A 21,388-nucleotide genomic window follows, 5' to 3' on the forward strand; every position below is an offset into this window, starting at 1 on the left:
CCGGGCCGGAACGGAAACCGCTTGATCCTCGGATCGGAAGCGCTGTAGGAACCGGACCATGACCGGTCCGATCATGCTGAACGAGAACGAGCTCCCCGCCCTCTGGCGCTTCCGGCTCGGGGTGCTGATGACCGTCGCCGGAGTGGCGAGCGGCGCCGTCTGGGGTGCGGTGCTCGAGTTCCTGGTCTACGGGCCGACGTACCCGGTCCTCGGGGCCCTGGCCGGCGCCGTCCTCCTGGTGCCCGTCTTCCTGCTCACCCTCGGGGTGCTCTGCGCGCTGCCGCGAAGGATCGCGCTGGACGGCCGCACCGGGCCGGCGCTGGCCTTCCTGACGACCGTCCTTGGCGAGTACCTGGTGCTCGGTCAACTGCTCCGCGACGCTGGCGCCTTCGAGCATCCGCTGGTGGCCGCGACCGCGCTGTCCGCCGCGGGAGCCGCCGCCGTCGGGGCGCTGATCGCGGTCCGCGGCACCCGCCGCACGCTCGGGACCCTCCCCGGTCAGCCGTAGCGGAGCGGGGAGTGCATCTCCCAGAGCAGCAGCTCCGCGCCGTCCTCCCCCGCCGTGGGGTCGGCGAAGGCGGTGCCGGTGGCGCGGACGCTGTCGCCGGGGGCCATGGTGCGGCCGCCGCCCTGGGGGCCGGGGACGGTGCGGTAGCCGAGGGAACCCTTCGTCAGGTGGGCGTAGCGGTAAGGGGCTTCGGGGAGTTCGGGCAGCGGCTCCCAGGGGCCGGCCGTGACCAGCCAGAGGGCGGCGTCGGAGCGGAGCAGGCGCGGGGCGTCCGTGGCGGCGTCGCGCGCGAGGCCGGAGGCGAGCAGCGTCAACCCTGCGCCGGAGGGGGTCACCCGGGCGAGGCCGTAGGCAGGGGTGGCGTCGAAGGTGTCGGGCTGGAGCCACATCTGGACGAAGCGGACCGGCCCGTCGGCGCCGCCGACGTTGCGTTCGGTGTGGGTGATGCCGGAGCCGGCGCTCTGCACCTGGACCATGCCCGGCCGGACCACGCCCGCGTGGCCGTGGCCGTCGCGGTGGGCGAGGGCGCCGTCCAGGACCCAGGTGACGATCTCGGTGTCGCGGTGCTTGTGCTCGGCGTAGCCCGCGCCGGGCGCGATCGACTCCTCGTTGACGGCGAGCAGTGCGCCGAAGGAGGTGTTCTTCGGGTCGTAGTGCCCGGAGAAGGAGAAGGCGTGGAGGGTGGAGATCCCCGGCTCGGGCGCGGAGGCGTAGCGCTCGGCGGCGCGGCGGTGGTCGGCCCGGGGGCGGGAGGAGGCTGCGTCGGTCACCCGGCCCACGGTAGCCGGTGTGACCGGGGCCACCGCGTCGATCCGGCGGGGGCGGGTACGAGCCGCCCCGAAGGTGAGGCAGTCTTGTCCCTGTGCCATCCGCTTCAGCGAATTCCGACAAGAAGTCAGCCCCCACGACCGAACAGCCCGAGCAGCCGAGACCGCGCCGGGGCGGGCGGCTGACCGCTCAGGAGCGCAGGCTCGCCACCGAGCGGGCCGAGCTGCGGGCCGCCACCCTCAAGCGGCTGGAGAAGTCCTCCGGCAAGCTGGCCACCGCCGCCATCGCGCGGATGGACGACCAACTCGGCTGGTACCGGCGGATGCCGCCGGAGCACCGGTCCTGGATCGGCCTGGTGGCCCAGGCCGGCATCGCCGCCTTCACCGAGTGGTACCGGCACCCGGACGCCCCGCAGGCGATCTCCACCGACGTGTTCGGCACCGCCCCGCGCGAGCTGACCAGGGCCATCACGCTCCGTCAGACCGTGGAGCTGATCCGCACCACCATCGAGGTGATGGAGGAGGCGATCGAGGAGGTGGCCGCCCCGGGCGACGAGGCCGGGATGCGCGAGTCGGTGCTGGTCTACGCCCGCGAGATCGCCTTCGCCACCGCCCAGGTGTACGCCCAGGCGGCCGAGGCGCGCGGCGCCTGGGACGCCCGGCTGGAGGCCCTGGTGGTGAACTCGCTGCTCTCCGGCGACGCCGACGAGGGCGTGCTGTCCCGGGCGGCGGCGCTCGGCTGGGGCCAGCCGAGCCAGGTGCGGGTGGTGATGGGCTCCGCCCCGGACGGGGACAGCGAGTTGGTGGTGGAGGCGATCCGACGGGCCGCCAGGTACGCCAAACTCCAGGTGCTGACCGGTGTGTTGGGCAAGCGGCTGGTGGTGGTGGTCGGCGGCGACAAGGAGCCGGTGCACGCCGCCCGGGCGCTGATCGGCCAGTTCGCCCCCGGCCCGGTGGTGGTCGGCCCGACCGTCGGCGACCTGCTCTCGGCGACCCGCTCCGCGCACGCCGCCGCGGCCGGCCTGAAGGCCTGCGCGGCCTGGCCGGACGCTCCGCGCCCGGTGCTGGCCGACGACCTGCTGCCCGAGCGCGCGCTCGCGGGGGACCAGGCGGCCCGGCGCCAACTGGTGGAGGAGATCTACACACCGCTCGACGAGGCGGGCTCGGCACTGCTGGAGACGCTGAGCGTCTACCTGGAGCAGGCCTCCTCGCTGGAGGGCGCCGCCCGGATGCTCTTCGTCCACCCGAACACCGTGCGCTACCGGCTCCGTCGTGTGACCGACGTCACCGGCTATGCTCCCTCGGACGTGCGATCGGCCTTCACCCTGCGGATCGCGCTTGCCCTGGGCCGACTCGGCTCGGCAGCCGAACAGGATTGACGCCGCTGTAGGGACCCCACAATCCGGCGTCCTTTTATTCGTTACCGTCGCCTACCCGTCCCCGGGTGCCTGGCGAGAGAGGGTTGAACCGTGCTCGTAATCGTCGCCCCTGGGCAGGGTGCCCAGACCCCCGGATTCCTCACCCCCTGGCTCGAACTGGACGGCGCCGCCGACCGGTTGCGGGCCTGGTCCGACGTGGCCGGGCTCGACCTGGTCCGCTACGGGACCGAGGGCTCCGAGGAGGAGATCAAGGACACCGCCGTGGCCCAGCCGCTGCTGGTGGCCGCGGGCCTGCTCACCGCCACCGAGCTGTTCGGCGCCGTCACGGGCGGCCCGTACGCGGCCGTGGCCGGACACAGCGTCGGCGAGATCACCGCGGCCGCGCTGGCCGGGGTGCTGAGCGCCGACGAGGCGCTGGTCTTCGTCCGCGAGCGCAGCCTGGCGATGGCCGAGGCCGCCGCCGCGACCCCGACCGGCATGACCGCGCTGCTCGGCGGCGACGCCGAGGTGGTCGCCGCGAAGCTGGCCGAGCACGGCCTGACCGCGGCCAACAACAACGGCGGCGGCCAGCTGGTCGCGGCCGGCACGCTGGCCCAGCTGGAGGCCCTCAAGGCCGACCCGCCGGCCGGTTCGCGGGTGATCCCGCTGAAGGTGGCCGGTGCCTTCCACACCGAGCACATGGCCCCGGGCGTGGAGCGGCTCGCCAAGCTGGCCCCCACCCTGACCACCGCCGACCCGGCGGTCGCGTACCTGTCCAACAAGGACGGCGAGGTCGTGCAGGACGGCACCGAGGTGCTCGCCCGGCTGGTCTCGCAGGTGTCCAACCCGGTCCGCTGGGACCTCTGCATGGAGACCCTGCAGCAGCTCGGTGCCACCGCCGTCATCGAGCTCTCCCCGGCCGGCACCCTCACCAACCTGGTCAAGCGCAACGTCAAGGGTGTCGCGACGCTTGCCCTCAAGACTCCGGCCGACCTCGACAAGGCGCGCGCGCTGGTCGAGGAACACGGCGGGCAGGAGCTGGACGCATGACGACCCCTCAGATCCGCCCCGCCACCGGTGCGGCGCACTCCCGCATCCACGGCGTCGGCGGCTACCGCCCCGTCCGGGTCATCCCGAACGCCGAGGTGCTCAACTGGATCGAGTCCTCGGACGAGTGGATCCGCAGCCGCAGCGGCATCACCGAGCGCCGCTGGGCCGGCCCGGAGGAGACCGTCGCCGAGATGTCGGTGCAGGCGGCCGGCAAGGCGATCGCCCAGGCCGGGATCGCCCCGGAGCAGATCGGCGGCGTGATCGTGGCCACCGTCTCGCACCTCAAGCAGACCCCGGCCATCGCCACCGAGATCGCCGAGCGGCTCGGCTGCGGCACCGCCCCGGCCTTCGACATCTCGGCCGCCTGCGCCGGCTTCGGCTACGGCCTGAGCCTGGCCGACGGCATGGTGCGCGGCGGCAGCGCCGAGTACGTGCTGGTGATCGGCGTGGAGCGGCTCAGCGACCTCACCGACACCTCCGACCGCTCGACCGCCTTCATCTTCGGCGACGGCGCCGGCGCCGCGATCGTCGGCCCGTCCGACACCCCCGGCATCGGCAAGGTGATCTGGGGCTCGGACGGCTCGCAGAAGGACGTCATCTCGCAGACCCAGGCCTGGGACACCGCCTTCGCCAAGGAGGACGCCGTCAACGGCGCCGGCGAGGAGGTCAAGTGGCCGGCCCTGCGGATGGAGGGCCAGACCGTCTTCCGCTGGGCCGTCTGGGAGATGGCCAAGGTGGCCCAGCAGGCGCTGGACGCCGCCGGGGTCACCGCCGACCAGCTCGGCGCGTTCATCCCGCACCAGGCCAACATGCGGATCACCGACGCGATGATCAAGGCCCTGAAGCTCCCCGAGGGCGTCCCGGTGGCCCGCGACATCGCGGAGACCGGCAACACCTCGGCGGCCTCCATCCCGCTGGCGATGGAGCGGATGCTGGAGAGCGGGGAGGCCCGCAGCGGCGACCTCGCCCTGATCATCGGCTTCGGGGCCGGTCTCGTGTACGCCGCCGCAGTCGTTACCCTCCCCTAGGCGCGGTCTTCCGACCCGCCATCAGAAATCGTGCGACGGCCCGCCGGGCGGTCGTGTTCAACACCGAAGAGGAGCAGCCAGAATGGCTACCAAGGACGAGGTTCTGTCCGGTCTCGCCGAGATCGTCAACGAGATCGCGGGCATCCCGGCCGAGGACGTCGAGCTCGACAAGAGCTTCACCGACGACCTGGACGTCGACTCGCTCTCCATGGTCGAGGTCGTCGTGGCCGCCGAGGAGCGCTTCGACGTCAAGATCCCGGACGACGAGGTCAAGAACCTGAAGACCGTCGGCGACGCGGTGGACTACATCCTCGCCAACGCCGCCTGATCTTCCGTCAGCGCCAGCTGACCGCCCGGGCGGCCGGGGTCCCCACCCCGGCCGCCCGGTCACCCCACCCCCCGGCAACGCCGCCACCTGCCACACGTGAGAGAAGAAGAACCAGTGACCGCTGAAAACCGCACCGTGGTCGTCACGGGTATCGGCGCCTTCACGCCGCTGGGCGGCGACGCCGCCTCGTTCTGGGAGGGCCTCACCTCCGGCCGCTCCGGCGTGGCCGCGCTGACCGAGGAGTGGGCCGCCGAGCTGCCGGTCCGGATCGCCGCTCGCACCGCGATCGAGCCGGGCGAGATCCTCCCCCGGCCGCTGGCCCGCAAGCTGGACCGCTCGGCGCAGTTCGCGCTGATCGCGGCCCGCGAGGCCTGGGCCGACGCCGGCTTCACCGCCTCCGCCACCGCCGAGGGCTCGGAGCTCGCTCCCGAGCGCCTGGGCGCGGTGATCGCCTCCGGCATCGGCGGCGTCACCACCCTGCTCGACCAGTACGACGTGCTCAAGGAGCAGGGCGTCCGCAAGGTCTCCCCGCACACCGTGCCGATGCTGATGCCCAACTCCCCGGCCGCCAACGTCGGCCTGGAGGTCGGCGCCCGCGCGGGCGTGCACACCCCCGTCTCCGCCTGCGCCTCCGGCGCCGAGGCGATCGGCTACGCGATCGAGATGATCCGCTCCGGCCGTGCCGACGTCGTGGTGGCCGGCGGCACCGAGGCGGCGATCCACCCGCTGCCGATCGTCGCCTTCTCCAACATGATGGCGATGTCCAAGAACAACGACGCCCCGCAGCACGCCTCCCGCCCGTACGACAAGGGCCGGGACGGCTTCGTGCTCGGCGAGGGCGCCGGCGTGGTCGTGCTGGAGTCGGCCGAGCACGCGGCCCGCCGCGGCGCCCGGGTCTACTGCGAGGCCGTCGGCCAGGGCCTGTCCTCGGACGCCCACCACATCGCCCAGCCCGAGCCGACCGGTGCCGGCGTGGCCCGAGCCATCGCCGACCTGTTCGAGCACAACGAGCTGGACAAGGCCGAGGTCGTGCACGTCAACGCGCACGCCACCTCGACCCCGCAGGGCGACACCGCCGAGATCAAGGCGCTCCGCAAGGAGCTCGGCGAGCACCTCGACCACGTGGCCATCTCCGCCACCAAGTCGATGACCGGCCACCTGCTCGGCGGCGCCGGCGGCATCGAGACCGTCGCCACCGTGCTGGCCCTGCACCACCGTCTGGCCCCGCCGACCGTCAACGTCGACAACCTCGACGACGACATCGATGCCGACATCGTCCGCGGCGAGCCCCGCACCCTCCCCGAGGGCCGGATCGCCGCGCTGAACAACTCCTTCGGCTTCGGCGGCCACAACGTGGTGCTGGCCTTCCGCACCGTCTGAGCCCGAGCCTGACGGCCCGTCGCACGAATCCCCTTCGTGCGGCGGGCCTCCGGCGTTCTAGGGTGCACGAATGATCGAGATTCCCGTCGCCGTACCGTCCTGGCTGCACCCGCTGGAGACCGAGTCGGTGGTGACGGACGCCGGGCTGACGCTGCACGGGCTGCTGCTGGAGCGCCAGGACGCCGACCGGGCCTGGCGGCACTTCCTGGACCGGCACCCGGAGACCGGCTGGTACCCGTTCCTCCGCGGCGGCGGGCCCCGGCTGCTCCGCCGGCACCCCGCGCCCGACCGGGTCCGGCAGCACCTGGAGTACGCCGAGCGGGGCGACGCCACCGCACTGCTGGAGTCGTACGTGGCGCTGGCCGCGGCCGAGCCGATCGAGCTGCCCTGGCCTCCGGTGGAGCGGCCGCCGCACAGCCGGGTGCCGGACCGGCCGCTCTGGCTGCTGCTGGCCCCGGCGGCGGCCGGGCACGAACTCCCGATCCTGCTCGACCCCTTGGTGACCGGCTTCACGGACTTCGACGACTGGTCGATACCGGCGCACGCCCACGCGGCGGTGCTCCGCGACTGGCACCGGCGGTTCGGCGCCGAGGTCCACTACGCGGCCGGCTCCACCCTGGAGCTCGAGGTCGCCCGGCCCCCGGCCGACCGCACCGCCGCACTGCGCGCGGCCCACGAGCTGCAGGCCTACTGCCCGGACGTGGACCAGGAGTGCGAGGGCACGGTCACCGGGCGGCGCTGGGCCCTGTGGTGGGACTGACCCGTCGTCAGACCACCTGGTGGAGCCAGCGGACCGGGGCGCCCTCGCCGGCGTAGCGGAAGGGCTCCAGCTCGTCGTCCCAGGGCTTGCCGAGCAGGCGGGCGAGCTCGGCCTCCAGGTCGGTGCCCTCGGTCTTGGCCCGCAGCAGCACGGCGCGCAGCCGGTCCTCCGGGATCAGGATGTCGCCGTGGATGCCGGTCACGGCGTGGAAGATGCCGAGCGCCGGGGTGGAGCTGTAGCGCTCGCCCTCGGCGGTGGAGCAGGGCTCGCTGGTGACCTCGTAGCGGAGCAACTGCCAACCGCGCAGGGCGGACGCCAGCTTCGAGGCGACGCCGGGCTCCCCCTGCCAGGAGAGCTCGGCCCGCCAGTGGCCGGGCGCGGCGGGCTGGCGGATCCAGTCGAGGCTGATCCGCACTCCGAGCACGCCCGACACCGCCCATTCGACGTGCGGGCACAGCGCGCGGGGCGCGGAGTGGACGTACAGGACTCCACGTGTCGTCACCGGGACCTCCAGGCTGTGGACGAGGGTCGCCTTCCCCAGCTACCTCGTGCCCGTCGCCGGTCTGCGCTGCTCTGGTCTGATGCGTAACTGTCTCGGTCGTACTGCCCCCGCCGTGCGCAACTTATTCGACATATAGGTAATTAAGTTGAGCAAAACGGACAGCTTTCAACCCAATGCTAGCCCGATCCGCACCGAGGTCTACCCTCGGCCCCGATCTCTCCCCCGAACGGCCCCATCCAAGAAGCCTCCACCGTAGCGCCGCTGACGCCGCCACAGTTGACGGCCCGTCGGATCGACGGTGGTGCGCCGAGCCGGACGCGCCCGTAGCCGAACCGCCCCCGACCCTGGTGCGGGTCGGGGGCGGTCCTCAACTGCCGTGTGCCTGTCGGCGCTTGAGTCGCGTCAGTGCTCCAGGCGGACGACCATCTTGCCGGTGTTGTCGCCGCGCAGCAGACCGAGGAAGGCCTCGGTGGTGTTCTCGACGCCGTCCACCACGGTCTCGTCGTACTTCAGCGTGCCGTCCTTGAGCCAGCCGCCCACCTCGGCCAGGAAGCGGGGCTGGAGCGAGTCGTGGTCGCGCACCAGCATGCCCTGCAGCCGCAGCCGCTTGCCGATCGCCAGCGCCAGGTTGCGCGGCCCGGCCGGGGCCGAGGTGTCGTTGTACTGGGCGATGGCGCCGCACAGGGTGACCCGGCCGTGCAGGTTGAGCGCGCCGATCGCGGCCTCCAGGTGGTCGCCGCCGACGTTGTCGAAGTACACGTCGATGCCGTCCGGGGCGGCCGCGGCCAGCTGCTCGCGGACCGGGGCGTCCTTGTAGTTGAAGGCGGCGTCGAAGCCGTAGCCGTCCAGCAGGGTGGCCACCTTGGCGGCCGAACCGGCCGAGCCGATGACCCGCTCGGCACCCTTCAGCTTGGCGATCTGACCGACCAGCGAGCCGACCGCGCCGGCCGCGCCGGAGACGAAGACGGTGTCGCCCGGCTTGAACGAGGCCACCTCCAGCAGGCCCGCGTACGCGGTCATGCCCGGCATGCCGAGCGCGCCCAGGTAGTAGGAGAGCGGCGCGAGCTCCGGGTCCACCTTCACCGCGTGCCGGGCGTCGAGGGTCGCGTACTCGCGCCAGCCCAGCCCGTGCAGCACCGCGTCGCCCACCTCGAAGCCCTCGGCGTTGGAGGCGACCACGTGGCCGACCGCACCGCCGTCCATGGCCCGGCCGAGCTGGAACGGCGGGACGTAGGACTTCACGTCGTTCATCCGGCCGCGCATGTACGGGTCGACCGAGAGGTAGGCGTTGCGGACCAGGATCTCGCCCTCGCCGGGCTGCCGGACCGGCGCCTCCACCAGCGCGAAGTCGGAGGGCACCGGCCAGCCGTCCGGACGGGACGCCAGGTGCCACTCCCGGCCGGTGGCGGGCGCGGTGGTGGGCACGGTGGTGGACGCGGCCTGCTCTGCCATGCTGCTGCTCCTCGGAGACTGAAAGGTTGAGTAGGTAAAGCAATCGTGGGCATGAAAGGTTCATGTTGTCAAATGTTCAGCTAGACTCATGGGCATGACCGAGCCCACTCACGGCACTCCGCCGCCCGCCGACGCGATCACCCGCGAGGTCGTGGACCTCATGGCCGGGCTGGTCGCGGTCTTCCACCGCGAGTACGAGGAGGCCGCCGCCGCCCGATCGCTGACCGGCGCCCAGGCCAAGGTGCTCGCGCTGCTGCGGCGCGGGCCGATGCCGATGCGCCACATCGCCCAGACCCTCAGCTGCGAGCCGTCCAACATCACCGGCATCGTGGACCGCCTGGAGGGCCGCGGATTCGTCACCCGCGAGGCCGACCCGCAGGACCGCCGGGTCAAGCTGGTCGCCGCCACCGAGTCCGGTGACGCCGCCACCGAGGAGCTGCGCGAATCCCTCAACTTCGCCCGGGAGCCGCTGGCCGCCCTGGACGAGGAGGAGCGCACCCAGCTGCGCGACCTGCTCCGGCGGATGCTGGCGCACGCCGACGTCAACCCGAGCTGACCCGGGCCTGGCCAGGCCCGGGCCGGGCCGGGCCGGGCCAGGCCAGGCAGACCGGGCTTGACCGGACCTGACCAGGTCGGCCCGGTTTCGAGCGAACGGTTCCCGGTTCCGCCCCCGCCCCGACCCCCGTCCCGACCGGGGGACGGGCCTGACCTGCGCGGACGCCCCTCCCCACCAGGGGGGCGATTGCTCCTGCACGAATCATCCTTGTTAGATTGCGCTCTCCGTGTAACCGACCGCCTCGCCAGACCGTCTATCCGGTGAGAGAACACCGACCATCCCGACGGTTCACCCGCCGAGCGGCCGCAGCAGAGAGCTCCTGACCCACCATGACCGACGCCCAGACCCGGCCCTCCTCTGCCCGCGCGCGCCGCGCACCCCGGGCGCCCCGCTCCCGCCGGGCCCGACTGGCCCGGGTCGCCGGAGTCACCGCCGCCGTCATGGTGCTCGGAGTGGTCGGCACCGGCGCGTGGTTCTACCACCGCCTGGACGACAACATCTCCACCTTCGACGCGGCCGGCATCGCCACCAGCCGGCCCCCGGTCGCCACCCCCGCCGAGGTCGGCGGCGGCGTCCCGGTCAACGTCCTGCTGCTCGGCTCCGACACCCGCAACGACGGCAACGGCGACCTCGGCGGCGGCGACGAGGGCGTCGGCCACTCCGACACCGCGATGCTGCTGCACGTCTACGGCGACCGCCGCCACGCCGTCGCGGTCTCGATACCGCGCGACACCCTGGTCACCGTCCCGCCGTGCCTGCTCCCGGACGGCAGGTGGACCACCAAGCGCACCAACCAGATGTTCAACTCGGCCTTCACCGTGGGCGGTTCGGAGAAGGGCAACCCCGCCTGCAGCCAGAACACCGTCGAGGCGCTCACCGGTCTGCGGGTCGACCACACCATCGTGGTGGACTTCAAGGGCTTCGCCGCGATGACCCAGGCCGTGAACGGGGTCGACGTCTGCGTCCCCAACGCGGTCAACTCCTACGGGATAAAGCTGGCCAAGGGCCGTCAGACCGTCTCCGGCCAGCTCGCCCTCGACTACGTCCGGGCCCGGCACGGCTTCGGCGACGGCTCCGACATCGGCCGCATCAAGCGGCAGCAGGCCTTCCTCTCCTCCCTCATCAAGAAGGTGCAGGAGCAGGGCTTCAACCTCACCACCCTGCTCCCGCTGGCCGACGCCGCCAGCCGCTCCCTCACCGTCGACCCCGGCCTCGGCACCCCGATGAAGCTGGTCGACTTCGCGCAGTCGCTGCGGGACATCAAGCTCTCCGACATAGAGTTCGTCACCGTCCCCTGGGAGTACAAGGGCGACCGGGTCGCCCTGGTCCAGCCCGACACCGGGCGGCTCTTCGACCTGCTCCGCCAGGACCACACCCTCGACGGCCACTCCACCGGCTCCGGCACCACCCCCACCGCCTCGCCCTCGGCCTCTGCCTCCCCCTCCGCCTCGGCCGTCGCCACCCCGCTGACGATCATCAACGCCAGCCGCTCCCCCGAGGCCGCCACCAAGGCCGAAGCCGAACTCAAGGCCGCCGGCTGGACCGCCCTCACCACCGGCCCCACCCCCACCACCTCGCGGCGCACCACCGTCATCGGCTACCCCGCCACCCCGGTCAGCCTCGCCGAGGCCGAACGGCTCGCCGCCCTCTACCCCGACGCCGAACTCCGCCCCGACCCCTCGCTCACCACCCTCACCCTCACCCTCGGCCGCGACGAGGCCCCCGACCCCTCCACCGCCGCCCCGTCGGCCACCGCCTCCGGGTCCCCCTCGGCCACCCCGACCGGCATCCCCTCCGGCATCACCGACAACACCCGCACCGCCGACGCCGACCTCTGCTCCAACCTCACCTACGGCGACGGCGGCTGACGGACCATCAGCGCACCCAGCTCTTCAGCGGCTCGGTGTCCAGCACGATCCCGACCGGCGCCGGCAGCTCCACCTCGGTGCCGAACGGGACCACGCTGAGCTGGGTGTAACGGCTGCCGTCGGGGCGGCTGTGCACGGTGACCTGGCAGGCGTCGCGGTCGATCAGCAGGTAGACCGGGATGCCGGTCTCGGCGTACGCCCGGGGCTTCTCCACCCGGTCGCGCTGATCGGTGTCGGAGTCGTAGGACGTCACCTCGACGGTCATCAACACGTCGCCGGCATCGGCCCAGTCTCCCTGGCCGACGAACGCGTCCGCTGCGGCGAACGCGCCGTCGGGCCTGGCACGGCCTGCCCGATAGCCCTGGACCTTCAGGCCTTGGTCGTGCAGCCAGAGCTCCGGCCTGCTCTGCAGGCAGATCCGCATGAGCCACTGGATGATGCGGCCGTGGTCCCCGTCAGGCGCCGGCTTGGCCCTCAGCTTTCCGTCGATCAGCTCCAGCCGCACGCCCTCCGCCGCCCGGGCGACCACGCGGGCCACCTCCTCGAACTCCTCGGGGAGCAGCTGCGGGCGGTCCGAGATCGCGGTCATGCCCTGCCTCCTCCGGGTGGGGCGGGTGGTGCTCTCTCCGACGATAGCCGAGCGTCCACCCCAGGATCCGGTGGACACAGGATGAACAGTGACGTCCGTTCCACGGACGAGGCGGACGGCGTCCCAGGCGAAGTACCTTCCACCACCGGCCTGTTCGGTGCCCTTGCGGTGGTCGGCGGCGTGGTCGCGCTCGGCCTGTCCGCCCGCCCCTCCGGCGGCGGACCGCCCGCGGTCGGCTACGGCCGGGCGCTGGGCTACGCGGGGCTGTCCGGCCTGACCATCGCCGCCTACACCCTCTGGGACCAGCACACCGTCGGACCGCTCGCCGTCTCCCCGCTCCTGCTCAACTGGATCGACGACCTCGGCCGGGCGGTCCTGCTCGGCCCCTCCGCCCTCCGCCGCCGGGAGGCCGTGCGGAGGCTCCGGCGGGAGTGCCGGCTGCTCGTCCTGGGGGCGGCCACCCTGATGCCGCTGCCCTACCTGCTCTTCCTGTTCGCCCTGCGGCTGGCCCCGGCCGCCCTGGTCTCCCCGGTCCGCGAGGCCAGTGTGCTGCTGGTGGTGCTGCTCGGCGGCACCCTGCTGGCCGAGGGCCGCCTGCGCGCCCGCCTGTTGGCGGCCGGGGTGATCGTGACCGGTCTGAGCCTGATCGCGTTCAGCTGACGTTACTCGGGGTCCGGCAGGCCGGTGACGACCACCGTCACCCGGGTACCCGCCACCAACTCGCCCGCCATCAGGCGCTGGTGGACGGCACGGAGGGTCTTGGCGACGTAGCGGAGCTCTGGCCTCAGGCCGTGCCGCTGCTCGAACTCGGCGGCGAAGGCGGTGAGTTGTGGTGAGACGCGGCCGTAGCCGCCGCCGTGGTGGGCGTGGTCGATCGACCAGGTGGTGAACTGGCGCCCGTAGGCGGCCTGGTGGAGGCTGCGGACCTCGTCCTCCAGGTAGCCCTCGCCGCGCAGGACGGCGACGCCGAGGGCACGGGCGCCACCGGTGAGGCCCGCCGCGACGCCCGCGAGCGTCCCCCCGGTGCCGACCGGGCAGACCAGCAGGTCATTCGGGCCCAGGTCGGGGAGCTCGGCCGGGATCGCGGCGGCGCCGCGTACCGCGAGCGCGTTGGAGCCCCCTTCGGGCAGCACCAACCAGCCCTCCCCCGGGGCCCGACGTTCGGTCAGCAGGCGGCGGTAGTCGGAGCGGGAGACGAAGCGCAGCTCCATCCCGTCCGCCTCCGCCGCCCGCAACGACCAGTTCCGCGGCGCCCGTTCCAGCTCCTCGCCCCGCACCACCCCGATGCTCGCCAGCCCCAGCGCCCCCGCCGCCGCGGCCACCGCCCGCAGATGGGTGGAGTACGCCCCGCCGTACGTCAGCAGTCCGACCGCTCCGGTCTCCACCGCGTGGGCGAGGTTCGGGGCGAGCTTGCGCCACTTGTTGCCGGGCACGGTCGGGTGCGCCAGGTCGTCGCGCTTGAGCCGCAGCTCGACCCCGGCCGCCGCGAAGTCCGGGTCGTCCAGCACCTGGAGCGGAGTCGGCAGGTCGGCGGGCAGCAGCATCCGCCCAGCGTACGCGGGCCCCGCCGGGCTCAGCGCCGGAGCAACCAGTGCGGCCCGGCCGACCAGCCGAGGAACCGCCGGGCCCGCCCGCGGTCGGCCGTGCCGTCCTCGCCGAAGCGGCCGCCGGCGGCGGTCAGGACCAGGCCGGCCACGGCCGGGGCGAGGCGGGTCGGGTGGTCGGCGGTGATCCGGTCGATCACCGCGTCGCGGGCCTGCGGGGTGCAGAGGGAGAGGTGGAAGACCAGCTGGCGCCAGGCGAAGGCTGCGTTCTTCACCGTGGCGAGCGGTCGCGGCTGGCGTTCGGCCAGCGCGACCAGCTGCCGGGCGGTGTCGTACGCGCGCCAGGCCAGCACGTCCGCGGCCTCGCCGAAGGTCACGCCGAGCGGGCCGGCCAGGGTGGCGAGGTTGTGGGTGGTGAGGATCTGGGCCTGCTCGATCACCGTGCCGTTGGCGGCGACCGAGCCCGTGCCACGCCAGGCCTGGCCGGCCCGGGCGGTGCAGAGCCGGGAGAAGCCGGAGGAGGCGACGGCGCGGCGGTGTCCGTCCTCCTGCTCGGGCAGGGCGCGCACGGCGGCGTAGTCGATGCCGAAGTACCGCTCGTAGAAGGTGCCTTGCAGCAACTCACCGGCGATCTTGGCGGCCGCCAGGAACTTCGGGGAGAACTTGCCCATGAAGATGTCGGCCGCCAGCTCCTCCACGAACGGGGTGCCCGGCGCGGCCCGCCGGGCCAGCGCGGCCAGCTCGCTCACCAACGGGTTCGGCAGGATGGTGCCGGGGAAGGTCGTGACCGCCAGGGCGGACAGACGCCGCAGCGTGGCGAGTTCGGCCGCGCCCTCCCCCGCCGTGCGGTACGGCTGGACCGCCCGGACCCAGGGGAGTTCACCGGCCCGCACCTGGTGCTGGAGGTCGAGCAGCAGCAGCGAGCGCCGCCCGGCGAAGGCCCGGTGGTGGGCGGCGGCCAGCGCGCCGAGCGCCTGGTCCGGGTAGGCGGTGGCCTGGGCCGCGGCGGCCAACTGCGGTGCCAGCTCGGCCAGCACCTCCGCCGAGGGCACCAGGCCGCGCTCGACCAGGGTCTCCACGGGGGCACTGAGGGCGGCCAGCACCACCTTGCGCAGCACCTGCGGCACGGCGGTGCCGGCCGGGATCCCGTCCGCCTCGCCGTCCGAGGCCGCGACCAGCACCGCCTCCGGGTCGGTCAGGCCGTCCTGCTGCGGCAGCGCGAAGAGCCGGCTCACCAACAGCCGGGCGAGCTGGTGGTGGGAGGGCAGCGCGGCCTGGCCGACCTGGATCCGGCGCAGTTCGGTGTGCCGCTCGGAGCCCGGCAGGCCGCGGCGCTCCACCATGGAGCGGACGGCGACCCGCAGCAGTCCCGCCTGACGGGGCGGCAACTCCATACCGGCGACGGCCAGTTCGAGGGAGATGCGGAGGATGCCGAGGTTCCCGCCCGGCTTGCGGTGCTTGCCGCAGAGCTGATGGACGGCGGCCAAGGTCCGGTAGCGGAGCAGGAGTTCGTCGCCGCGCGCGAGCCACTCCGGCCCCGGGGCGGCATGCAGGACGCCGTCCGGGCCGGTGGCCTCCAGCCAGTGCGAGAGCAGTTCGTCGGAGTACGGCAGCCAGACCGTCAGCGCCTCGCGCTGGGTCTCCACCGCACGGTTGGGGCCGCGGCGCTCCAGCGCCTCGACGGTGTCGGCCACCGTCTGCCGGTGAACGCAGTCCGGCCCGGCGCCCGGGGCGTCGCCGGACGGCGGGGTGAAGCGCAGCCGGCCCGCGAACGGGGCCAGCAGGGCGGTCAGTTCGAGTGCCGTCCGCTGCTCTCCGGCCCGGACCAGCCAGGCCACCGTGAGCAGCGCGGCCTCCTCCGGCACGGTCACCCGGTAGCGGCCGCTGTCGAGCAGCTCCCAGAGCCGGGCCAGCCCGGTCTCGGTGAGCGCGTGCGCGAAGAGTTCGGCGCGGTCCTGCGGGATGCCGGCCGCCCGGCAGGCCTCGGCCTCGTACGGCTGGAGCGGCCCCTCGGCGGCGGCCCGGCCGGTGGCGAAGCCGCCGCGCAGCACCTCGGGCGTGACCCAGGCGGGCAACCCGGCCACCGGGGTGCGGCTGCCGATCCGCAGGCTGCCGTCCTTCATCCCGGCCAGCGTGGCGCGCCAGCGGTCGAGACGGCCCTCGGCCCGTTCGCGGGTCGCGGCGTCCGGGTGCGAGAGCGCGGTGACGAAGGCCCGGGCCAGCTGCCCGTGCGCGTAGCCGGAGTTGACCGTGACGGTGGTGCGCTGCTGATCAGCGTTGTTGTCCATGGCCGACGTGGCGGGTCCCGCCCCCGCCCCCTCCGGATCCCGAGTCCGGTGCTCTGTCTCGCTGAGCTACACGCCGCTGGCCCGCCACCCTACGCACGAGGGCAGGGGCGGACAACGTGATTTGGTGCCGCCCGGAGTTCGCCCGCCGGGCCGTCGGCCGGGCATCCTCGACGGAGCGTGGCGCACGATGGGGCGAGGCCTCGGACGGGGCCGGAGCCGGGTGGAGGGGAGCTGCGCGGGTGGATGCCGATCGGGGGCGGTGGGTGGCGAGGAGCCTCCTGTCCTACGTCCTGACCTTCGCCGTCGGCTGGCCCGTTCTCGGTGGGGCCCTGTTCCTCACCCGGCCCGACCGGACCGACCCGGACGCGCTGCCGGGCGACTCCTTCGGAGTCCTGGGCACCGGAGTGATGATGTCCGTCATCGTCGGGATCCCGTCACTGGTCATCATCGCGCTGCTGTCCGGCAAGCGCCGGGACGCGCGACTCAGGCCGCTGGCGTCCGGCCTGCTGCTGGCCCCCGTCCTGATCGTCCTCGCCGGAGGTGGCGGACTCGGAGTACTGGCCCTGATCGCCATTCAGCTGCTCTTCGCCACGGTGGTCATGCCGCGCGGCCGACCGACCCCTCGTCCCCCATCAAACGGGTGAACTTCCGGCCCGGTGAGGCTCGGTGGGGGTGGAGCGGCCCTAGAGTTCTCCCAGGCTGTCCGTCGCGGGTGGTCCGGTGTGGTCACGGATCCGCGGCATGGAGGGGTGAGTGGGGCGGGTGGGACTCGAACCCACGACCAAGGGATTATGAGTCCCCTGCTCTAACCGGCTGAGCTACCGCCCCGGTTCGCCGTGCCGTCGGCCGAGGTGGCGGGGCAGCAGCAGACGGCCCGTCAGGGCCGTCATCCGCAGCATAGCCGGTCATTCCGGCGTGGTGCTCGCCGGGGGTGCATCCGGGTGGGCGGGTGCGCGAGACCCCGTCCGGGTGATCCGGCCTGGCAGGGGGTGCGGTGCCCGCGAAGACTGGAGGCCGGTGGTCGACGGGGCCGAGGTCCGAGGACGGTGGTGGCGGGTGCGCGGCGCACGGGTGGCCGGGTTGGTGGCGCTGGGGCTGGTGGCGGTCGGCTGCGGGAGCGGTTCGGGCGGCGGCGGAGGGCCGAGCCCGACGGGCGGTGGCACCACCGCGAGCGCGAGTGCGAGTCGGAGCCCGCTGACGGGGGCTCAGGCCAGTTCGGCGGCGGCCGGGCACGGCTGGTCCAAGGACCGGATCAAGGCCGCGATCGCCAAGCACGCCGGCACCACCAGGACCGCCAAGGCCACCCCGCTCAACGCCCTGGTCGGCGCGGTCTTCACGCACAACTCCGACGGCGACCACTTCTGCACCGCCAGCGTGGTGGACAGCGCCGGGCTGAACCTGATCGCGACCGCCGCGCACTGCGTCTACGACCCCAAGGTCGGCCAGCGCGGCGACCTGGTCTTCGTGCCGGGCTACCGGGACGGCGACACCCCGAGCGGGGTCTGGCAACTGGCCTCGATCACGGTGGACCAGGCCTGGGCGGACAGTGCCGACCCGGACGTGGACGTGGCCTTCGCCGTGGTGCTGCCGCAGAACGGGCAGCAGGTCCAACAGGTGCTCGGCGCCAACAAGTTGGGGGTCAACCGGGGCTACGCCCTGCCGGTCAAGGTGACCGGCTACCCGAGCAGCGGCGAGGTGCCGATCACCTGCGCCAACCAGACCTCCCAGCAGAGCCCCACCCAGCTGCGGATCGACTGCCCGGACTACACCGGCGGCACCAGCGGCAGCCCGTGGGTCACCGACTTCGACCCGCAGACCAGGACGGGCACCGTGGTCGGCGTGATCGGCGGCTACCAGGAGGGCGGGGACACCCCGGACACCTCCTACAGCAGCTACTTCGGCGACCGGGTCCAGGCGCTGTACGCCCGCGCGACCGGCTGACCGCCCCGGAGGCGGCGGCACCGGGGACGGCGGCACCGGGCGGGGCTGGCGCGACGGCGGGCCGGGCTGGTAGACCTGGCTGCAGTCGATCTTCACGACCCGCGTGGATCACCCCGCAGCCGAGGACGGACCCCATGGCGCGCGCATGGCGACCCGCTCCGTCGTCCGCTCCGGCCTCCGCCCCGACGCCCACCACCGGACGCGTGACGCTCCTCACCTCCACGGCCGCCACCGCCCTGCTCCTCGCGCTGGCCACCGCCTGCGTCCCGGACGTCCCCGCCCCGGCCCCCGACGACGGCACCCCGTCCGCCCATGCCGCCCCGGCGGGCGGGCCCGCGGACCGGATCGGCACGCTGTTCGCCGGCGGCCCGGACGGCGCCCGGGGCTGCACCGCCAGCGTGGTGAGCAGCCCGGGCCGGAGCCTGCTGGTCACGGCCGCGCACTGCGTGGCCAGTCCGCTGTTCGGCCGCCAGGACGACCTGGCGTTCGCCCCCGGCTACCGCAACGGGAACCTCCCGCACGGCAGTTGGCCGGTCGAGCGGGTGACGCTGGCCCCGGCCTGGTCGGAGCGGGCCGACCCGGAGTACGACGTGGCGTTCCTCACGGTCGGCGAGGTCGGCGGACGGCGGATCGAGGACGTGCTCGGCGGCTTCCGGCTCGGCACCGACCGCGGCTTCGGGCTCGCGGTCACCGTCACCGGCTACCCGGTGGACGCCGAGGAGCCGATCACCTGCAGCAACCGGACCGGCGAACAGAGCCCTACCCAGGAGAGCTTCGACTGCCACGGCTACACCGACGGCACCAGCGGCAGCCCCTGGCTGACCGAGGGCGGGGAGGTGGTCGGCGTGGTCGGCGGCTACCAGGAGGGCGGCGCCACCGAGCGGACCTCGTACAGCATCACCTTCGACCACCGGGTGACGGAGCTGTACCGGCAGGCCACCGGCACGGCCTGAGCAGACTCCGAGCGGACCCCGAGCAGAGGCTGCGCCCCGGGAAAACACGAAGGCCCCTCGGATGTCCGAAGGGCCCTCGCTCTGCGCATCTCACCTGAACTACCGGTGAAGCTCCCCCAATTGGACTCGAACCAATAACCTGCCGATTAACAGTCGGCTGCTCTGCCAATTGAGCTATGGGGGACTGCTGTTGGGTGCGGAACGGTCTGACGACCCTTCCGGGCTCCCCCAATTGGACTCGAACCAATAACCTGCCGATTAACAGTCGGCTGCTCTGCCAATTGAGCTATGGGGGACCGAGCTCCCGCCCCGCTCCGGAAGGATCTTCCGGTCCGCGGCGTCGGCTGCGGGTCATACATTAGCGCACTCAGGGGGGTGGTCCGCCAATCGCTTTCCCCGGGGAGGCCCCGGGGCCTCCCCGGGTGCCCGGATCGCCCTCCGTTCGGCGTGCCCGGTGGGCGGCGGCGGGGGCCTGCGGGGATGCTGGTCCCACGGTTCGCCGCGGGGCGGGGCGGGTAGGGCAACGCGGCAGGGTCCGCAAGGAAGGGTGGAGACCGGTCATGTGGAAGCTGACGTTCGTGGTGGGAGTCGGGGTCGGATACGTCCTCGGTTCGAAGGCCGGCCGGGAGCGCTACGAGCAGCTCGCCGGAGCGGCCCGTCAGGTCGCGCAGAACCCCAAGGTGCAGGACGTGGCGGGCAAGGCCCGGCAGCAGGCCGGAGCGGTGGCCGGGAAGGCCGCGGGCGCCGTGGCCGGCCGGGTCGGTGACCACCTGCCGAACGCCATCACCGACCGGGTGCCGTACCTGAGCGGCAGCCGGGCTGCCGGACAGGACGACAGCTGGGGCACCTACCGCCCCTGAGGCACCGGCGCCGGACGCACCGCACGCGTCGCACACGCCGCCTGCACCGCACGCAGCACGCGCAGCGCGCGCCGCGCACGTACGGCCGGCACCGCACGCACCAGGGGCCCCACGCGCACCGCGAGCGGTCGCGGACGCGTCCGCTCCGGGTGCCGAACGGGCAACACTTCGGGCGGGCGACGGTGCAAGGCAGCCGGGCTGAGGCATGATCTCGACATGGCCATCGTCGCGGGCATCGACAGCTCCACCACTCGCACCCGGATCGTCGCGTGCGACGCCGAGACCGGCGCCGTGCTGCGCGACGGCAAGGCGCCGCACCCGACCCCCGAGGGCACCGATCCCCGAGCCACCGAGGTCGACCCGCAGCTCTGGCTGCACTCGCTCGGCGAGGCGGCCACCGGGGGCCTGCTGGAGGGCGTCCGGGCGATCGGCGTCTCGGCCCAGCAGCACGGCCTGATCGGCCTGGACGCGGGCGGTGTGCTGGTGCGGCCCGCCCTGCTCTGGAACGACCCCAGGTCCGCCGGGGCCGCCGCGCAGCTGATCGACGCGCTCGGCGGCCCCGAGGCCTGGGTGCGGGCGATCGGCTCCGTCCCGGCGCCGACCTACACGGTGGCCAAGCTGCGCTGGCTGGCCGAGCACGAGCCGGCCTCGGCCAAGCGGATCGCCGAGGTGCTGCTCCCGCACGACTGGCTGGTCTGGCAGCTGCTCGGCCACCCCAAGCGCCGCACCACCGACCGGGGTGACGCCTCCGGCACCGGGTACTGGTCCCCCGTCACCGGCGAGTACCGGCAGGACCTGATCGAGCTGGCGCTCGGTCACCAGCTGCGCGTACCGGACGTGTTGGGCCCGGCCGAGCCCGCCGGGCACACCCCCGAGGGCCTGCTGATCTCGGCCGGCACCGGGGACAACATGGCCGCCGCGCTCGGCCTCGGCCTGCAGCCCGGCGACGCGGTGGTCTCGCTCGGCGGCAACGGGACCGTCTTCGCGGTGCACGACCACGCCGTGGTGGACGTCACGGGAGCGGTCTCCTCCTTCGCCGACGCCACCGGCCGCCACCTGCCGATGGTCGGCACCCTGAACGCGGCCCAGGTGCTCCGCTCCACCGCCGGCCTGCTCGGCACCGACCTCACCGGCCTCAGCGAGCTGGCGCTGCGCTCCACGGCCGGCTCCTACGGGCTGGTGCTGCTCCCCTACCTGGACGGCGAGCGCACCCCGAAGCTGCCCGCCGCGGCCGGCACCCTGACCGGCCTGCGGGCCGAGTCGATGGCCCCGCAGCACCTGGCCCGGGCCGCCGTCGAGGGCATGCTCTGCAACGTCGCCGACGCCCTGGACGTGCTGCGCGGGCACGGGGTGGAGCTGCGCCGGATCTTCCTGCTCGGCGCGGTCGGCCGCCTGCCCGCCGTGAAGGAGATCGCGCCCCTGCTCTTCGGCCTGCCCGTGGTGATACCGGCCGCCGGCGACCACGCCGCCCGGGGCGCGGCCCGCCAGGCCGCCTGGGCCCTGGCCGGCACCCCCGAGCCCCCGGAGTGGGAGCTCCCCGACGCCGTCACCCTGGTCGCCGACCACGAGCACGACCAGGCCATCGGCAACGCCGTCCGCCAGCAGTACCGCACCGTCCGCGACCAGATCCACCCGGAGCTGGCCGAGGACTGAGCG

21 protein-coding genes and 4 tRNA genes are annotated in these 21,388 nt (G+C 73.6%); 15 read left to right on the forward strand and 10 right to left on the reverse strand.

The features are described 5' to 3' along the window. Nucleotides 1-58: 58 nt before the first annotated feature. Nucleotides 59-508, forward strand: coding sequence for a hypothetical protein (locus tag ACWCYY_RS07795; RefSeq protein ID WP_449795451.1), 450 nt, complete (start codon nucleotides 59-61; stop codon nucleotides 506-508). On the opposite strand, the gene ACWCYY_RS07800 is transcribed toward ACWCYY_RS07795, so the two are convergent. Next, on the reverse strand, nucleotides 499-1,278 hold the full coding sequence (locus tag ACWCYY_RS07800) for a pirin family protein (protein ID WP_449795452.1): 780 nt from the start codon (nucleotides 1,276-1,278) through the stop codon (nucleotides 499-501). The two genes, ACWCYY_RS07795 and ACWCYY_RS07800, sit on opposite strands and share 10 nt — an antisense overlap. Nucleotides 1,279-1,457: 179 nt before the next feature. On the opposite strand from ACWCYY_RS07800, the gene ACWCYY_RS07805 reads away from it, so the two are divergent. From ACWCYY_RS07805 to ACWCYY_RS07830, 6 genes are all read left to right on the forward strand, one after another. Continuing rightward, the gene (locus ACWCYY_RS07805; RefSeq protein WP_345287785.1) at nucleotides 1,458-2,654 is read left to right on the forward strand and encodes a PucR family transcriptional regulator; all 1,197 of its coding nucleotides are present in this window, start codon (nucleotides 1,458-1,460) and stop codon (nucleotides 2,652-2,654) included. Between the two features lie 90 nt (nucleotides 2,655-2,744). Then, entirely contained in the window at nucleotides 2,745-3,683 is a 939-nt protein-coding gene (locus ACWCYY_RS07810) for an ACP S-malonyltransferase (protein ID WP_345287762.1), read from the forward strand. Continuing rightward, a complete protein-coding gene (locus ACWCYY_RS07815) occupies nucleotides 3,680-4,711 on the forward strand; it encodes a beta-ketoacyl-ACP synthase III (RefSeq protein ID WP_345287760.1) in 1,032 nt (343 codons plus the stop codon). Before ACWCYY_RS07810 ends, ACWCYY_RS07815 begins: the two co-directional genes overlap by 4 nt. Before the next feature lie 82 nt (nucleotides 4,712-4,793). Beyond that, a complete protein-coding gene (locus tag ACWCYY_RS07820; RefSeq protein ID WP_345287758.1) occupies nucleotides 4,794-5,039 on the forward strand; it encodes an acyl carrier protein in 246 nt (81 codons plus the stop codon). A gap of 114 nt (nucleotides 5,040-5,153) precedes the next feature. Further along, nucleotides 5,154-6,419 carry a beta-ketoacyl-[acyl-carrier-protein] synthase family protein gene (locus ACWCYY_RS07825; RefSeq protein WP_345287756.1) on the forward strand — a complete coding sequence of 422 codons (1,266 nt, stop codon included), beginning with the start codon at nucleotides 5,154-5,156 and terminating at the stop codon, nucleotides 6,417-6,419. 70 nt (nucleotides 6,420-6,489) lie between these two features. Beyond that, nucleotides 6,490-7,179, forward strand: a complete 690-nt coding sequence (locus ACWCYY_RS07830) for a DUF4253 domain-containing protein (RefSeq protein ID WP_449795453.1) — start codon at nucleotides 6,490-6,492, stop codon at nucleotides 7,177-7,179. Between the two features lie 7 nt (nucleotides 7,180-7,186). Here the strand turns inward: ACWCYY_RS07830 and ACWCYY_RS07835 are convergent, their stop codons facing one another. Both ACWCYY_RS07835 and ACWCYY_RS07840 read right to left on the reverse strand, forming a co-directional pair. Next, complete coding sequence (locus ACWCYY_RS07835) at nucleotides 7,187-7,681, reverse strand: DUF3145 domain-containing protein (protein ID WP_345287752.1); 495 nt, start codon at nucleotides 7,679-7,681, stop codon at nucleotides 7,187-7,189. Between the two features lie 402 nt (nucleotides 7,682-8,083). Beyond that, nucleotides 8,084-9,133 (reverse strand): NADP-dependent oxidoreductase, encoded by a 1,050-nt coding sequence (locus ACWCYY_RS07840; RefSeq protein WP_449795454.1) that lies wholly within the window; start codon nucleotides 9,131-9,133, stop codon nucleotides 8,084-8,086. An 88-nt stretch (nucleotides 9,134-9,221) separates the two neighbouring features. Between ACWCYY_RS07840 and ACWCYY_RS07845 the strand changes: the two genes are divergently transcribed. After that, nucleotides 9,222-9,689, forward strand: a complete 468-nt coding sequence (locus ACWCYY_RS07845; protein WP_380149985.1) for a MarR family winged helix-turn-helix transcriptional regulator — start codon at nucleotides 9,222-9,224, stop codon at nucleotides 9,687-9,689. 329 nt (nucleotides 9,690-10,018) lie between these two features. After that, nucleotides 10,019-11,557 carry an LCP family protein gene (locus ACWCYY_RS07850; protein ID WP_449795455.1) on the forward strand — a complete coding sequence of 513 codons (1,539 nt, stop codon included), beginning with the start codon at nucleotides 10,019-10,021 and terminating at the stop codon, nucleotides 11,555-11,557. 7 nt (nucleotides 11,558-11,564) lie between these two features. Here the strand turns inward: ACWCYY_RS07850 and ACWCYY_RS07855 are convergent, their stop codons facing one another. Beyond that, nucleotides 11,565-12,146 (reverse strand): Uma2 family endonuclease, encoded by a 582-nt coding sequence (locus tag ACWCYY_RS07855; RefSeq protein WP_449795456.1) that lies wholly within the window; start codon nucleotides 12,144-12,146, stop codon nucleotides 11,565-11,567. Between the two features lie 81 nt (nucleotides 12,147-12,227). On the opposite strand from ACWCYY_RS07855, the gene ACWCYY_RS07860 reads away from it, so the two are divergent. Beyond that, on the forward strand, nucleotides 12,228-12,806 hold the full coding sequence (locus ACWCYY_RS07860) for an EamA family transporter (protein WP_449795457.1): 579 nt from the start codon (nucleotides 12,228-12,230) through the stop codon (nucleotides 12,804-12,806). A 2-nt stretch (nucleotides 12,807-12,808) separates the two neighbouring features. Here ACWCYY_RS07860 and ACWCYY_RS07865 read toward each other — a convergent pair whose 3' ends face one another. The 3 genes from ACWCYY_RS07865 to ACWCYY_RS07875 all read right to left on the reverse strand — a co-directional run bounded on the left by ACWCYY_RS07865 (nucleotide 12,809) and on the right by ACWCYY_RS07875 (nucleotide 16,054). Further along, the gene (locus ACWCYY_RS07865) at nucleotides 12,809-13,690 is read right to left on the reverse strand and encodes a 1-aminocyclopropane-1-carboxylate deaminase/D-cysteine desulfhydrase (RefSeq protein WP_449795458.1); all 882 of its coding nucleotides are present in this window, start codon (nucleotides 13,688-13,690) and stop codon (nucleotides 12,809-12,811) included. A gap of 29 nt (nucleotides 13,691-13,719) precedes the next feature. After that, the gene (locus tag ACWCYY_RS07870) at nucleotides 13,720-15,978 is read right to left on the reverse strand and encodes a hypothetical protein (protein WP_449795459.1); all 2,259 of its coding nucleotides are present in this window, start codon (nucleotides 15,976-15,978) and stop codon (nucleotides 13,720-13,722) included. Further along, a tRNA-Pro gene (locus tag ACWCYY_RS07875) sits at nucleotides 15,978-16,054 on the reverse strand. The genes ACWCYY_RS07870 and ACWCYY_RS07875 overlap by 1 nt, the downstream gene beginning before the upstream one ends. A 187-nt stretch (nucleotides 16,055-16,241) precedes the next feature. Between ACWCYY_RS07875 and ACWCYY_RS07880 the strand changes: the two genes are divergently transcribed. After that, nucleotides 16,242-16,622 carry a hypothetical protein gene (locus ACWCYY_RS07880; protein WP_449795460.1) on the forward strand — a complete coding sequence of 127 codons (381 nt, stop codon included), beginning with the start codon at nucleotides 16,242-16,244 and terminating at the stop codon, nucleotides 16,620-16,622. A 110-nt stretch (nucleotides 16,623-16,732) separates the two neighbouring features. On the opposite strand, the gene ACWCYY_RS07885 is transcribed toward ACWCYY_RS07880, so the two are convergent. Beyond that, nucleotides 16,733-16,806: transfer RNA gene (locus ACWCYY_RS07885), tRNA-Ile, on the reverse strand. A 228-nt stretch (nucleotides 16,807-17,034) separates the two neighbouring features. Here ACWCYY_RS07885 and ACWCYY_RS07890 point away from each other — a divergent pair. Next, complete coding sequence (locus ACWCYY_RS07890; protein WP_449795461.1) at nucleotides 17,035-17,919, forward strand: trypsin-like serine peptidase; 885 nt, start codon at nucleotides 17,035-17,037, stop codon at nucleotides 17,917-17,919. A 203-nt stretch (nucleotides 17,920-18,122) separates the two neighbouring features. Further along, nucleotides 18,123-18,872 carry a trypsin-like serine peptidase gene (locus ACWCYY_RS07895; protein ID WP_345287737.1) on the forward strand — a complete coding sequence of 250 codons (750 nt, stop codon included), beginning with the start codon at nucleotides 18,123-18,125 and terminating at the stop codon, nucleotides 18,870-18,872. A 111-nt stretch (nucleotides 18,873-18,983) separates the two neighbouring features. Here ACWCYY_RS07895 and ACWCYY_RS07900 read toward each other — a convergent pair. Together ACWCYY_RS07900 and ACWCYY_RS07905 are read right to left on the reverse strand one after the other, a co-directional pair. Beyond that, nucleotides 18,984-19,056, reverse strand: a tRNA-Asn gene (locus ACWCYY_RS07900). A 39-nt stretch (nucleotides 19,057-19,095) separates the two neighbouring features. Then, nucleotides 19,096-19,168, reverse strand: a tRNA-Asn gene (locus tag ACWCYY_RS07905). Nucleotides 19,169-19,432: 264 nt separating this feature from the next. On the opposite strand from ACWCYY_RS07905, the gene ACWCYY_RS07910 reads away from it, so the two are divergent. Together ACWCYY_RS07910 and ACWCYY_RS07915 are read left to right on the forward strand one after the other, a co-directional pair. Next, nucleotides 19,433-19,732 (forward strand): hypothetical protein, encoded by a 300-nt coding sequence (locus ACWCYY_RS07910; RefSeq protein ID WP_345287736.1) that lies wholly within the window; start codon nucleotides 19,433-19,435, stop codon nucleotides 19,730-19,732. Between the two features lie 216 nt (nucleotides 19,733-19,948). Next, nucleotides 19,949-21,385: an FGGY family carbohydrate kinase gene (locus ACWCYY_RS07915; protein WP_449795462.1), complete on the forward strand. Its 1,437-nt coding sequence runs from the start codon at nucleotides 19,949-19,951 to the stop codon at nucleotides 21,383-21,385. Nucleotides 21,386-21,388: the final 3 nt, after the last annotated feature.

It is taken from the genome of Kitasatospora sp. NPDC001664 (genome assembly GCF_053596675.1).

Coding starts and splice junctions, on each gene's coding strand:
- ACWCYY_RS07795 (WP_449795451.1), top strand. CDS start 59: ATGACCGGTCCGATCATGCTGAACGAGAACGAGCTCCCCGCCCTCTGG.
- ACWCYY_RS07815 (WP_345287760.1), top strand. CDS start 3,680: ATGACGACCCCTCAGATCCGCCCCGCCACCGGTGCGGCGCACTCCCGC.
- ACWCYY_RS07820 (WP_345287758.1), top strand. CDS start 4,794: ATGGCTACCAAGGACGAGGTTCTGTCCGGTCTCGCCGAGATCGTCAAC.
- ACWCYY_RS07830 (WP_449795453.1), top strand. CDS start 6,490: ATGATCGAGATTCCCGTCGCCGTACCGTCCTGGCTGCACCCGCTGGAG.
- ACWCYY_RS07840 (WP_449795454.1), bottom strand. CDS start 9,133: ATGGCAGAGCAGGCCGCGTCCACCACCGTGCCCACCACCGCGCCCGCC.
- ACWCYY_RS07845 (WP_380149985.1), top strand. CDS start 9,222: ATGGGCATGACCGAGCCCACTCACGGCACTCCGCCGCCCGCCGACGCG.
- ACWCYY_RS07850 (WP_449795455.1), top strand. CDS start 10,019: ATGACCGACGCCCAGACCCGGCCCTCCTCTGCCCGCGCGCGCCGCGCA.
- ACWCYY_RS07855 (WP_449795456.1), bottom strand. CDS start 12,146: ATGACCGCGATCTCGGACCGCCCGCAGCTGCTCCCCGAGGAGTTCGAG.
- ACWCYY_RS07860 (WP_449795457.1), top strand. CDS start 12,228: ATGAACAGTGACGTCCGTTCCACGGACGAGGCGGACGGCGTCCCAGGC.
- ACWCYY_RS07865 (WP_449795458.1), bottom strand. CDS start 13,690: ATGCTGCTGCCCGCCGACCTGCCGACTCCGCTCCAGGTGCTGGACGAC.
- ACWCYY_RS07870 (WP_449795459.1), bottom strand. CDS start 15,978: ATGGACAACAACGCTGATCAGCAGCGCACCACCGTCACGGTCAACTCC.
- ACWCYY_RS07910 (WP_345287736.1), top strand. CDS start 19,433: ATGTGGAAGCTGACGTTCGTGGTGGGAGTCGGGGTCGGATACGTCCTC.
- ACWCYY_RS07915 (WP_449795462.1), top strand. CDS start 19,949: ATGGCCATCGTCGCGGGCATCGACAGCTCCACCACTCGCACCCGGATC.